This window comes from Methylovulum psychrotolerans (assembly GCF_002923755.1).
GTDB classification, from domain to species: Bacteria; Pseudomonadota; Gammaproteobacteria; order Methylococcales; family Methylomonadaceae; genus Methylovulum; species Methylovulum psychrotolerans.
Map to the genome: position 1 here is coordinate 213,668 of NZ_PGFZ01000003.1, position 13,513 is coordinate 227,180.

Annotated in this window: 10 protein-coding genes; 3 read left to right on the top strand and 7 right to left on the bottom strand. The window is 53.7% G+C overall.

Annotation, left to right across the window (positions count from 1 at the left end; genetic code table 11):
- The first annotated feature begins 194 nt into the window (after positions 1 to 194).
- Positions 195 to 551, top strand: a complete 357-nt coding sequence (locus tag AADEFJLK_RS09000) for a hypothetical protein (protein WP_103974005.1) — start codon at positions 195 to 197, stop codon at positions 549 to 551.
- Positions 552 to 690: 139 nt separating this feature from the next.
- Here AADEFJLK_RS09000 and AADEFJLK_RS24445 read toward each other — a convergent pair whose 3' ends face one another.
- From AADEFJLK_RS24445 to uvrA, 3 genes are all read right to left on the bottom strand, one after another.
- Positions 691 to 864, bottom strand: coding sequence for a hypothetical protein (locus tag AADEFJLK_RS24445; RefSeq protein ID WP_157679432.1), 174 nt, complete (start codon positions 862 to 864; stop codon positions 691 to 693).
- Between the two features lie 247 nt (positions 865 to 1,111).
- Entirely contained in the window at positions 1,112 to 1,456 is a 345-nt protein-coding gene (locus tag AADEFJLK_RS09005; RefSeq protein ID WP_088620876.1) for a hypothetical protein, read from the bottom strand.
- A gap of 366 nt (positions 1,457 to 1,822) precedes the next feature.
- A complete protein-coding gene (gene uvrA, locus AADEFJLK_RS09010) occupies positions 1,823 to 4,642 on the bottom strand; it encodes an excinuclease ABC subunit UvrA (RefSeq protein WP_103974006.1) in 2,820 nt (939 codons plus the stop codon).
- Positions 4,643 to 5,197: 555 nt separating this feature from the next.
- Between uvrA and AADEFJLK_RS09020 the strand changes: the two genes are divergently transcribed.
- Entirely contained in the window at positions 5,198 to 7,543 is a 2,346-nt protein-coding gene (locus AADEFJLK_RS09020) for a hypothetical protein (protein WP_103974008.1), read from the top strand.
- Between the two features lie 143 nt (positions 7,544 to 7,686).
- On the opposite strand, the gene AADEFJLK_RS09025 is transcribed toward AADEFJLK_RS09020, so the two are convergent.
- Both AADEFJLK_RS09025 and AADEFJLK_RS09030 read right to left on the bottom strand, forming a co-directional pair.
- The gene (locus AADEFJLK_RS09025; RefSeq protein WP_146054547.1) at positions 7,687 to 9,279 is read right to left on the bottom strand and encodes a multicopper oxidase family protein; all 1,593 of its coding nucleotides are present in this window, start codon (positions 9,277 to 9,279) and stop codon (positions 7,687 to 7,689) included.
- A gap of 203 nt (positions 9,280 to 9,482) precedes the next feature.
- Positions 9,483 to 10,292: an alpha/beta fold hydrolase gene (locus AADEFJLK_RS09030; protein WP_103974010.1), complete on the bottom strand. Its 810-nt coding sequence runs from the start codon at positions 10,290 to 10,292 to the stop codon at positions 9,483 to 9,485.
- 226 nt (positions 10,293 to 10,518) lie between these two features.
- Here AADEFJLK_RS09030 and AADEFJLK_RS09035 point away from each other — a divergent pair, with 226 nt between their 5' ends.
- On the top strand, positions 10,519 to 10,992 hold the full coding sequence (locus AADEFJLK_RS09035) for a hypothetical protein (RefSeq protein ID WP_103974011.1): 474 nt from the start codon (positions 10,519 to 10,521) through the stop codon (positions 10,990 to 10,992).
- Between the two features lie 248 nt (positions 10,993 to 11,240).
- Here AADEFJLK_RS09035 and AADEFJLK_RS09040 read toward each other — a convergent pair whose 3' ends face one another.
- Complete coding sequence (locus tag AADEFJLK_RS09040) at positions 11,241 to 11,441, bottom strand: hypothetical protein (RefSeq protein ID WP_170065066.1); 201 nt, start codon at positions 11,439 to 11,441, stop codon at positions 11,241 to 11,243.
- Between the two features lie 216 nt (positions 11,442 to 11,657).
- Entirely contained in the window at positions 11,658 to 13,214 is a 1,557-nt protein-coding gene (locus tag AADEFJLK_RS09045) for a complex I subunit 4 family protein (protein WP_103974013.1), read from the bottom strand.
- Positions 13,215 to 13,513 lie beyond the last annotated feature (299 nt).

Consider the following 13,513-nt stretch of genomic DNA (forward strand, 5'->3'; position numbering starts at 1 on the left):
AAGCGTATTATGATGATGAATCCGCTAGGCAGTCTACTGGTTTGGCGGTAAAAAAGCCATGCTTTAGGCGAGAATGGATTCGCGTTATTTTAGCGGCGGGCCTATCAAGGATAGCTAAACCCCAAGCATTTATATTTGCACGTTATCCCTAACGGCAACGGTACTTTTAACCCCACTAAGCCACCTCTATTTTTATGAACCTGACACAAGTAAAATGCCTCGCCGTTTTTGCGGTCTTTGCCGTCATCGGCTTCGGGCCGATTTCTCCCGGTTGCCTGATAGGCCTGTCTGTCGTTGTCCTGCGGCCACAATGGTTTTTGACGCTTAGCCAGCATCTGTATGCCAACCTGCCCGCCGCCCAAGTGGCCTATACCGACATTACGCCCCAGCAAACCCAACAGGCGCGGGTAAAAGGTTTCTTGAGTTTATTGGCCTTGTTTATCATTGATATTGCCCCCGTTCCGGTGACTCCCGTCATCGCCTTTGCCGTCATCATCATCCGGCCATTACGTTTTTACCATTGGGTGTTAAGGGTGTATGGGCCGCGTTAGCTAAAGGGTACGGATCTTTGGGGCGCGGGCATCTTGCCCGTAAGGGTGGGAAAGATGCCCGCGCCCCAAAGCGGAAGCCGCATAAGCCAGTTTCCCGCTTCAGTGGCTTTATTAACGGGCTTGCTGCCTGTCATCGGGTTTACGCGCTGTCGGCGGCTTTTTTAAAGCGGTGGGCAGTGGCGGCGTGGCGGTATTCTTTCATACATTCACAAGCATATAACAGGCAATGGCTGTATTTGTCATGCCTTACCTTGGTCGGCAACGCTTTGCTTGCGCTGGGCTTGGTTGCGGTTTGTGCGGTGTTATGGGACATGGGCTTGGGGAGCTGGATAGTTACAAGGAGTGGGGCGGTAGCGTAATGGCTTACAGGGGCAAGCAGCGGGAATGGCTCCGGTCACTTGCTTGTACATAAACGGGTTTTCACCGCTAAGCCCTTTTTGTCCTCAGGTGGCTGGCTGTTGTCGTGCAAAGCCTAGCCGCCTGCCGGGCTTAGCCAATTTATTGGCTAAGCCATCAGATTTTTGCAGCCTTTGCGCTGATGGCTTAGCCACTGTTAAGCCTTACTGCTGTTTTTTGGCTTTTCTGTCCGCTTTTAATGTCGTCATAGATGCTTTGCACGCTTCGGAGAATTGAAAGGACTTATTGGCCTTTTTATAAGCGTGCAGGCATTTCAGCAAGCCTTTGCCGACGACTTGATCGGTGCAGCCTGCGGTTACTGCGTCTTGGGCGCAAGCGCTGTCTACCGCCTGTTTATCGGCTTTGCCAGGAGCAGGCATATTGCTTGGTGCAGGTGCCTCGGTAGGCATGGGTTCAGTGACACCGCCTGCTTGGGCTGGGGCTGCCAATAGGATGCTGGCGGCCAAACAAACGGCTACGGCCACAGATTGGGTGAGTTTTTTAGTCATTATAATGCCTCGTGATGTGTGGTTTGGAAAATGTCCGCAAGCGGCTTGGCACAACAGCCAAGCAGGATAGACGGTTTTTGGGTATCGGCTGACTTTCTGGAGCACCTAGGCTACAGCGTTGGAGGGCGGTAGTTAAGTAAGTGCAGCCGATACTCAGCAGCTTAAAGCAAGTACCGAGCCATATATATAAATCAATGGGTTATAGATTTTTATACCCTATTCTGGCGGTTATCGGGTGCTTATGAGCCAGTTGCTGTGGGCAGGCTAGGGCAAATCAACCAAACCCCAAGCAGGGCGGGGTTGAATCGCCGTGGAATTGTCCTGCCTGTCCATAGCCTTCGGGGCTTGCCGAGCAAGACCCCTTCATTAAACAAAAAACCGTTGCAAATAGTTCCCGGTATGCGACTGCGGACACGCCGCCACCGTTTGCGGCGTACCCTCGGCCACTAACGTGCCGCCGCCGTCGCCGCCTTCCGGCCCCATATCAATCAGCCAATCGGCGGTTTTAATCACATCCAGATTATGCTCGATGACGATAACGGTGTTGCCGTGGTCGCGCAAGGTATGCAGCACACCCAGCAACTGCTTAATATCATGAAAATGCAGCCCGGTGGTCGGTTCGTCAAGGATGTACAAGGTCTTGCCCGTATCGCGTTTGGACAATTCCTTCGCCAACTTAATGCGTTGCGCCTCGCCGCCCGATAAGGTCGTGGCGTTTTGGCCTAAGGTGATATAGCTCAGGCCGACTTCCATCAGCGTTTGCAGTTTACGCGCCAAACTCGGCACAGCGCTGAAAAACGCCGCCGCGTCTTCGACCGTCAACTCCAACACCTCATGGATGGTTTTGCCTTTATAGCGGATGTCCAAGGTCTCGCGGTTATAGCGCTTGCCGTTGCAGTGTTCGCAATGGACAAAAATGTCTGGCAAAAAGTGCATCTCCACCTTAATCACCCCATCGCCTGTACACGCCTCGCACCGCCCGCCCTTAACGTTAAAACTGAACCGCCCAGGGGTGTAGCCGCGTGAGCGGGCTTCCGGCGTGGCGGCGAACAGCTCACGGATGGCGGTAAATAAGCCTGTATAAGTGGCCGGATTAGAGCGCGGGGTGCGGCCTATCGGGCTTTGGTCTATATCCACTACCTTATCGAAATGCTCCAGCCCCTCAATCGCTTCGCAGGGGGCGGGGATAAGGCTGGCGCGGTTAATCAGCCGCGCCGCATGGCTGTATAAGGTATCGTTAACCAAGGTCGATTTGCCGGAGCCGGACACGCCGGTGACACAGGTCAGCAAGCCGACCGGAAACCGGATGGTGACGTTTTTCAGGTTATTGCCAGACGCGTTGCGCAACGTGATTTGCTTATCGGGATTGACGGGTGTCGTGGTGGCGGGTACGGCAATACCTAGCTGGCCGGACAAATACTGTCCGGTTAACGACGCGCTTTGCGCCAGAATATCCGCCAACGTCCCTTGGGCGATAATCTGCCCGCCATGCACCCCCGCCCCGGGGCCTATATCGACAATATGGTCGGCGGCGCGGATCGCATCTTCATCATGCTCAACGACAATCACCGTATTGCCCAGATCGCGCAAGCGGAACAAGGTTTTCAACAAACGGTCATTATCGCGCTGATGCAAGCCGATGGACGGCTCATCCAAGACATACATCACCCCGACCAGCCCCGCGCCGATTTGGCTGGCGAGGCGGATACGCTGCGCCTCGCCGCCGGACAAGGTATCGGCACTGCGCTCCAGCGTCAAATAATCCAAACCGACATTGACTAAAAACTCCAAACGCTCTTGGATTTCCTTAACAATTTTCACCGCAATTTCCCCGCGCTGCCCCGGCAAATTCAGTGCCGCAAAAAACGCCAACGCGGCGCGGATCGGGTAACGGGTAATACGCGGCAAAGGTTGGCCGTCGATAAAGACATTACGCGCCGCCGTGTTCAGGCGCGTACCATCACAAGCGGTGCAAACTTTTTGCGCCAAATATTTCGCCAACTCTTCACGCACCAACGCCGAGTCCGTCTCATGATAACGCCGCTCCATATTGGCGATAATGCCCTCAAACGGATGCTGTTTCAGCTTAAAACCGCCGCTGGCTTGCGGGTATTTAAAGTCGATACTCTCCGTGCCGCTGCCATACAGCAACAGGTTTTGGATACGTTCCGGCAAGCTGGAATAAGGGGCTTCGGGGTCGAAGCCATAATGCGCCGCCAACGCGCAAATAATCTGATAATAATAACCGTTGCGCCGATCCCAGCCGCGTATCGCCCCGCCCGCCAAACTGATGTCAGGGTTATGGATCACCAGTGACGGGTCAAAATGCTGGCGCACCCCCAAACCGTCGCAATGGCTACACGCGCCTTTAGGATTGTTAAACGAGAACAGCCGAGGTTCCAACTCGCTCAGGCTATAACCGCAATGCGGGCAAGCATAACGCTCGGAAAACAGCAGCTCAGTCGCGTCCTCTTCCAAACTGGCGGCAATCGCAATGCCGTTGGCGATGCGCAACGCCGTAGCGAACGACTCCGCCAAGCGCAAGGCCATATCAGGACGGATTTTAAAGCGGTCGACAATCACCTCAATGGTATGCTTCTTTTTTAAATCCAACGTCGGCGGCTCGTCCAGATCATAAACCACGCCATCAATCCGCGCCCGGATAAAACCCTGGGCGCGTAAATCATCAAGCAATTGCAGGTATTCGCCCTTCCGCTGGCTAATCACCGGAGCCAGCAGCATCCAACGCTGCTCAGACGGTTGCGCCAACACTTGATCAACCATCTGGCTGATGGTCTGCGCCTCTAAAGACACTTGATGTTCCGGGCAGCGCGGCGTACCCGCCCGCGCGTACAGCAAGCGCAGATAATCGTAAATCTCAGTAATCGTGCCGACGGTGGAACGCGGATTATGCGACGTGGATTTCTGCTCGATAGAAATGGCGGGCGACAAGCCTTCGATATGGTCAACATCCGGCTTTTCCATTATCGACAAAAACTGCCGCGCATACGCCGACAGCGATTCGACATAACGCCGCTGACCTTCGGCGTAAATAGTATCAAACGCCAACGAAGACTTGCCGGAACCGGATAAGCCCGTAATGACAATCAGCTTATCCCTAGGCAAATCCAGATCAATATTCTTAAGATTATGCGTTCTCGCACCGCGTATGCTAATTGTCGCCATTAAAAAACCCGCCGCTGGTAAAGGGAGCCATGATACGGTTAAAGGGGGTTAGGGCGCAACTTTAGGGGCAATCTGGGAGCGCGGGCATCTTGCCCGCAAAGCCCGCGCGCCCAGAATGGCTTTAAAGCACAATCCCAACCTTAATGCAGTACGGCAAGCACCGCCCCTTACCCCGCCCAATACCATCCCGCCCGAAGCCCCGACATTTTGGTGCATCAGTAATAATAGCTTTGCGTACAAGGCTTGTGTGTAAAGGGCAGGCAGGATACCCAATCCGTTAAAAAGTGAATATTCCACAGTTAAGGGTTTATTTTTTTATTGCGTTAGGCGGGTATAGCAACAGGGGTATTTGCCAACAGAGGGCAAGTCTGGTTACAATCCGGCAATACCGACAAATAACACACCTGTTTTGGCATTATCCCAGCACGCGCTTTTGTAGCGGGGGCCATACTATAAAATAAACCGCCGATAAATTTGCCTAACTGGAAGCCCTTGGGTTTTGGCTTGGGCGGGTTTTCTATACTTACCATAATTGCCTCTTGAGAGCAGATACCCATGACCGCACCCGTCACCCTGACCGCAGCTAAAGCTTTGGTCTATGCCAAAACGTCAACCGCCCCCATCATCGTCAAAGACTCCAACGACAACATCGCCGCCAATGCCGACGCGCTAGTGGCCTTGGGGGCGCAAATTGTCTCCTTGCAGGGTAATAGCCACCTGTTTTACCAGGCACTCAGTGTCGCCGAACTGCTGGGGTTGGATACTAAGACATACTATAAAGGCAATCTTGAAGTTTTCACGGATATCCGTGACACGGCGGCTAATATCGCCGCTAACGCCGCCGCTTTGGAGTCGCTGGGGGCAGTAGGGCTTCATAATGGCGTGTCTATTGAAGTCTTTGTCATCGACACGGCGGCCAATGTTGTGGCTACTGCCGCCACTTTGGAGTCGCTGGCGGCGGTGGGGGTTCATAATGGTGAGTATCTTGTCAGCATCGTCAATGACACGGCGGCCAATGTCGTGACCAACGCCACCGCCTTAAGGACGCTGGGTGCGGGGCTACCCGACGGTCTCGCCATTAACGTCAGCGACACGGCGGCTCATGTCCTAGCCAACGCCGCCGCCTTGTGGACACTGGCGGCAGGGTTTGTCCATGACGCTTATCTCAACAACAACCGCCTCAACGAAAACCGCCTCACCGTCGTCATCAGCGATACGGCGGCTAATGTCGCGGCCACCGCCTTTGCCTTGGGGGCGTTAGCGGCGGAACTATCCCAAGAAACCAGTAATGCTGGTCATGGAGACCTCTATAACACTAATTCCCTCGTTCTCACTATCAGCGACACGGCGGCGAATGTCGCGGCCAACGCCGTCGCCCTAGGGGGGCTGGCAACGGAGCTATCCAAAGACTTTTATATAGGTTTGGGCGGCATCACCAACAACAACCGCCTCACCATCGCCATCAGCGACACGGTGGCCAATGTTGTGGCCAACGCTGTCGCTTTGGGAACACTGGCGGCGGGGTTGCCCAACCTCAACAACAGCCTATCCATCTCTATAATCGACACTTCTGGCAATGTTTTTGTCAACTTGGATAAGATCAATAAATTGTTGCCGTCATTACCTATTGCAGATATAAAATTGACGGATACCACTGTACCTACCTTAGCCGTCACCGCCAACCAATACGCCGCCGATGCGGCGGTGCTGACCAAGATTACCAGCACCTACCATATAGCCGTCACCGACAGTTCCGCCAATGTGCTGGCCAACCTTGCCACCCTACAAGCCAATGTGTCCCATATCAGCGGCATCACCCTCACCGATACCGCCACGCCCACCTTGACCATCGCCGCCAGCCAGTACACCGCCGATGCCGCAGTGCTGGCCAAAATCATCAGCGCCTACCACGTCGCCGTCACCGACACCGCCGCCAACGTACAGACTAACCTTGCCACCCTACAAGCCAATGTGGCCCATATCAGCGGCATCACCCTCACCGACACCACCCTGCCTACCCTGACCCTCACCGCCAGCCAGTACACTACCGATGCTGGGGCCTTGGCGAAAATCAACGCCGCTAACCCGTATCATTTGGCCGTCACCGGAGCGACCTTCGCCAACTTCGCCGCTGAGGTGGCTAACACCCACGTCACCAGCATCACCGTGGTAGACAGTGCCGCCAACATCAACGCCCATCTCTCTGGATTAGCGGCCAATTTGGGCAAACTATCCGGCATCACCTTCACCGACACCACCACACCCACCCTGACCATTGCCGCCAGCCAGTACCGCGCCGATACTTGGGTCTTAGCGAAAGTCAGCGCCGCCAGCCCGTACCATTTGGCCGTCACCGGGGCGAGCTACGCCAACTTTGCCGCCGAGGTGGGCAACACCCATATTACCAGCATCGCCGTGGTAGACAGTGCCGCCAACATCAACGCCCATCTCGCGGGCTTGGAGACCAATTTGGCCAAGTTATCCAGCATTACCCTCACCGATGCGACCACCCCAACCCTGACATTAATAGGCTCGCAAACCGCCGCCGATATGGGGGCGTTAAACGCCATCCAATCGCCTTACCTGCTGTCCGTCAATGCCTCGGCATCTTACCTTAACACTTTGAATTTAAGCACCGTCCACACCCCGCTGATAGAAATCAAACCGACCGTATTGGACGCAGTCACCCTGACCGAAACCGCCCACATCACCGACCTTAACCTGGCATTAATCAACCTGACGGGCGACAGCATCAATGAAAAAGCGTACGGCAGCACGGGTACGGAAGTGGACATTGTCGCCGCCAACGGCGCAGTTCTCCACCAACTGATTTTCACCCATAACACCGAAGCCCAATTGCAGTTGTTGGGTATAGGCAGCACATCAGTGCATTTTCTGTAGCGGGTTATCTGGAAAACAACGCGGTAAGGTGCACCTTCCGTAGGGTTCAATAGTGAGGATGTATGCGCTCCGATTGCGCCTTGCCGTATGGCGATGCCGGGCAAAAACCGCCTCACCCGACACCGTTTTATCTAACAATTCCCCTAAGGCACAATCTCAAAATTAGCCATCATGCCATTGTCTTCGTGGAACAATATATGGCAATGGAACACCGATTTGCCGATGAAATCGGGGAAGGCCATGCGGATCAGGATTTTTTGTCCCGGCAACACGTTTACCACATCCTGTGTACCGTAGGCTTTGACGGGCATACCGTCGATTTCGGTGACGATGAAGCTGTTGACGTGGATGTGGAAAGGATGGTCTTCGGCGACACCGCCCTCGTTTAAGGAACGGTTGGAATCGTTGTAAATCAGCCATTCCTCGGTCGTGCCTAACTTGACTTGCGCACCGTTGCGCAAGGCCTCGAAGGTTTTGCCGTTGATGTCGAAATAGGGGGTGTTGGTACTCAGGTCAAAACCCTCGCTAAACCTCAGATAACGGCGTTTGACTATCGGGCCGGTCAGATAAGCGGGTGGTTCGTCCAGTTGCACGGGTACGGTGCGGGGGGTGTCCAGTTTTCCGGCCACAACCATTGTTGCCAGTTGTGCCGCTCTCCAGTCGCCGAACGGCCCGGAGTTGTAGCCTAATGTCCTAAACGCATAACTGCCTGCCTTGCCGCCAGTGACGGTGAACTCGAAGCGTTTGCCGGGCGGTACTAATAAGGTGTCGGTGGTATAGCTTTCCCAGAGCATGGCACCGTCTTCGGCGACCACGGTAAAGCGATGCCCGTCCAAGCTCAGTTTGTAATACGGCTCATTGCCGATATTCGCCACTTGCCAGAGCTGGGTTTCACCGGGATGTATGCCAATGCTCGGTGCCAATTGGCCGTTGAGGGTGTGCAGTTGGTCGGCGGGGGCAACCCCGGTCGCCAGCGCACCGTTGGCGATGGCGATGTTTTTTAAGGCCATTAGGCGTTTACGCGCCCCTTGCAAGGCGGGGATTTGCGCCGCTCCACCCTCGACCACCAGCAATCCTGCCAGTCCTGCGTAGATTTGGTTGTCAACCACGCCATGCACATGCGGATGGTACCAATACAAGCCACCCGGATGGTTGGCGGGGATTTGGAAATCATAATCGTAAGAGCCGCCGAAGGGCGTGGCCAAATAAATGTCATCAGCCTTAGGCAAGGGCGAAACGTGCATCCCGTGGAAATGGGTGTTGAGGGTATTGGCGGGCGGCACGGTCATGGCGGTGGCATGGTTGTGCGTGGCGCCTGGGTGGGGATTGGGTGCCGCTGCCGCCGTCAGGTCGAGGTTGTTATGGACTTTCAGCAAGATGTGGTCGCCGGGTTTGACCTGCAAGGTCGGGCCAGGATAATGACCGTTGTAAGTCATGGTGCCGCTGATGAGTTGCCCGGCCACACTGGTGGCTTTGGTGGTCGCGCGTAAAGTAGCCTGAAGAGTGCCGCCACTGCTGGCGAAGACTATCGGTTCTTTTAGGGGGGCAGTGGCGGTGCTGGCCGGCAAGCTGTCCGCTAACAGGTTTTTGGGTAACAGTCCGAATGCGGCGGCGGAAGTGCCGACGGCGCCGAACATGCCCAATAATAATACCCGGCGGCGGCCTTGGTCGATGGTTTCGGTGCTGTCTATGGTGTCCGTGGTATGGAGGTCTTGGCTGTCATGCTGATGGTTCATAATGCGTCCCCTATTGTTATTGCTGATGATGCTCAGCTTTTGTTGGTGAAGAAACTGCTTTTTAACCGCCGTTGTAGGGTAGCAAATCGGCTGCAAAAAGGCCAGTAGCTTCTGGGCAACAATGACTTAGGGTAATATAAGGCCTTACGCAATAGTGTAAGGGCGATGAGCTGTTGGTGGTTGCCCCACTCCCGACAACCGTATCATTCAGCAAGAAATGCCCGTATTGCGGCGATCACTTCATCGGGCGCACTGATATGGGGGCAATGGCCGATGGTATTGATGACCGACAAGCGGCTGCCAATAATCTGTTGATGAAGGTATTCGGCCACAGCCAAAGGCACAAAAGCGTCTTCTTGGGTTTGGATCAGCAGTGTCGGTTTGGTCAATTTGGCCACGTCGGCCCTATGGTCTGACTGGAATATTGAACACAACACGGTCAGGACATGGGCTTGCGGGATAGCTTTAATGGCATAGGCGAAATGTTGGGCCAGTTCGGACTGGTCGGGGTGCGGCATCGCCGTTTTTGCAAATGCACTGCTCCAAGATGAAAAGCTGTTGACTATAGTGCTATAGATACTGTTTAAATCGTGCGCCGACAAACCGCCGTAATAGCCATCATCCGCATTTAAATAACGGGGAGAAGCGCCAATCAACACCAACTTGCAGAAGTAGTCAGGCTGTTTGAGCACCGCCAAGACGCTGATTATGGCTCCGACAGAATGGCCAACCAAAATGGCGTTTTTTATCTCTAATACCTGACAAATATCCAGCAAATCGGTGGCGTACGGGTGGAGGTTAAGGTAATGGTGTTGCACAAACGCCGCCGGATCTGACTGTCCTGCCCCGACATTGTCGAACAAAATCACCCGGAACCCTGTCAAGAATGCGCCCGCCACGGTATGCCATGCCGTTTGGTCTGTGCCAAAACCATGGACAAAAATTATGCTATGGCGGGCATTCGGATCACCAAGCACGGTGACATGGTTTTTTTTGAATGGTTTGGCCGTCATGCCTTGATCTTGTGCGTATTAAAATTGGATAACTATGGATTTGGTTTCTGATTGTACCGGATACGGGCTTGCCCAGCCAGTCGTAGGTTCTGTCGGTAACCCTGATGGCCGCGTGGGTCGGGCCGCTTCTTTTTGGTACTTTTGAGTATCGGGTTTTTTACAAGATTGATGACGATGCCTAAGTTTGGGAGGCATCCTCACGTTACCCTAATAGCAGGTCTATACTATGAAAGAAATGCCAGAGGCAAGATATTCGGAACGCTTATTTTTACTTGGATATGTAGCATGGAAACTTCCTAATGGTTTGCGCTCATCATTGCAGATCCGAGGGGTGGGTTTTATGTACAGGGTTGGAAAAAAACTTAAAGAACAATGGGGTATTTCGTTATTAGACGAAGAATGGATGCCTTGTGATAACTTTTTCTATTCGGATATGGAATATCCGTTATTGGTTGCCGATGTCTTTTTGAATATAAAAACGGCGGACTGGGTTGGCGTTCATCCAGCTATTGGGACACCGCTTTACGGTAAACCGCGCACAAGAATCGAGAGATTGCATCGTAGGCGGCTTCGAGAATTCAATGCCCTTAAGCACTGCCTCAGAACTTGGGGGAAAAGTGAAGTGGAATATTGGTGTTATCTAAAGCAAAACGCTTTGCTTGAACAGTTAATTTCATCCGGTCATGGATGTAGTAGGTGAGTGTGCCTATGTTGTTTAATATTCGTGAATTCAACCCTTCGGCTTCGCTCAGGGCAAGGCAGAGATAAAAATGTTAAAAGATAGATGCACACCTACTTAACGTGCGTATTATCAGTCAAGCCTAACAGAGCGTTACTGTGGATTCTGCTGTCGGACAAAAAACGGCACTTAGGCGACCGTAGATACGCCAAAAGGCGGGGTGGCGCAAACGCCTGACTAAAACACTTTGATGGCTATAGCCCTATAGCTTATTTCCCAACGTTAATGATGACGCCATCCCCCGCCGCCCCTATCATCTCTGTCACCGCCGCCCCAGCCGCCGCCACCATAACCCCTGTAGCCTCCTCCGCCCCAGCCACCACCATAATGCCTGTAGCCGTAGCCCCCGCCGTAACCATAACCCCTATAGCCGTAGCCTCCGCCATAGCCGCCAGCCGGATACACGGCACACGCACTCAGCGTACACAACAACAATAACAAAAAACCTTTTTTAATGAACGTAGCCATGATGAAATCCTTAAATAGGATGAAGTTTGTAACATCATCTGCTTATCTGGCTGAATAGGATATGAATACTTTGGCTGTGGGGGATTTATTTATGTTGCAGGCCGGATCCGGCGGCTTTCTCAACTAAAAAGTGGGTTTAGTAACCGTTAAAGCCCACCCTACGGTGCTTTAGGCGTTGCGCTGCTGGCTTCGTCGCGTTGCGACTGGTGTATCGGAAACGCCTGTACCCACACCGTCACTTCGGCACTGATATAATTCAGCCACGGGGTGGTGTAAAAGCCACTGGTGACCAACAGTAAGGCCAGCACTAAGGTGATCAGGCGTTCTTTGGGGGCCGGTTGCGGGACGCGGCTGTAAGGTTGCGGGTGGCGTTTGGCGGTGGCGATAAACATTTGCTGGAAGGCGCGGAGCAATAACGCCGCCGCCAGGACATTGCCCAACAGCACCACAATCGCCACCGCCCAGCCATATTCTTCGATAATCCCCTCGGTCAACAAATGCGCCGAATCAAAACCCGGTGTACCCGGCATGACCATGGTGCTGAATGCGGACAGTAAAAACAGCACGCCGATGGTGGTGTGTTTGTCCAACAGGCCGCCCAAGCGCGGCAGGTAAGCGGTGCGGGTGCGCTGGTAAATCAGCCCGACGCTGAAAAACATCCCGGCACTGGCTAGTCCGTAAGCAATTGCTAACAGCAAGCTGCCCTGCAAACCGAAGGCGTTAAAACAAAACACGCCGATAATCAGCAAGCCGCTATGGCTAAGGGCGACAAACGCCAGCAAGCGGCGGACGTTGATTTGCATCATCGCCAACAAAGCGCCGTAGACGACGCTAATGAGGCCTAAAATCAGCACAAACGGCGCCCATTGCTCAGCCACGCCGGGTAAAATCGGCAAGATGAAGCGGATTAAGGCGTACAGCCCCAATTTTAAGCCGACCACAAACACCCCCGCCGTAGCAACCGTACCCTGTTCGGCCAGTAGCGGTAACCAACCGTGGAACGGGAACAGCGGCATCCGTATCGCGTAGCCGAAGAACAGCAGGATAAAAATCAGCACTTCGTCGTGCAGATAGGCGTTGTTTTCTTTAAGGATCAGCCAATCAAACGTCAAATCATGGTCGGAGCCGACCAGCCCGAAGGCCAAGAACAAAAAGCCCGCCAAGACCATCAGCAAGCTACTGCCCCAATATTGCAGCAATAGCGTCACCACCCAACGGCGGTTTTGCCCCGTGCCGGCCCACACGGTCAACAGCATCAGCGGCAGCAATTCCAACGCCGACCACAACCAGAATTGCATCAGGTTTAAGGCCGCAAACGCGCCGATCAGAATCGTTTCATAAGCCAGCAGGCAGGCGACAAAGGCTTTGTTGTTGACGTGGCGGGTAATGACTGTGTACACCAAAGTCAAAAACGCCAGCACGGCGGTGAGCGGGATAAACAGGATGTTCATGCCGTCCACGCCGACGCTGTAGCTCAGCCAACCGACATGGACGCTCTCCAGCAACTGCACCCCCGCCGCGCGATGGTCGAACACCAGCAGCAGATAAATGCTCAGGGCGACGTTTAATAAAGTGCCGACAAAGCCAAACCGTAGCGAGGCCTTAGGCGAATGCGACAGTAAAATCGCAATCATCGCCAGCAGGGGGATGAGCGTCAGGGTGGTCAGCACCGGAAACGCGGCGCTGTGTGACCAGAGGGTTTGTGGGGCTGTCATGGGCTTGGGCGGTTGGGTTTGGGCAAGTTTATGCCATGCCGGGAAGGGCTATTTTAAGCGTAAAAGGCTTGGCAGCACAGGGAATTGCTATGGTTGTCTGGCGCGGCAATTTAAAAGCCGCTGTTACCGTAGTGTGTGGTTTGGGGAGGGGGGTCGAAAAGCCTCAGCAAATTACCTGTATGGTGTTGGCTTCATGATCCTCAGGTATCTTTTTATGGATATATCTAAAAAAAGAGATTCATCACCTGATTCTGTCTTAGTAAAGGTTAAAGCCTTTGGTCTCCAACGCATCTATAGGC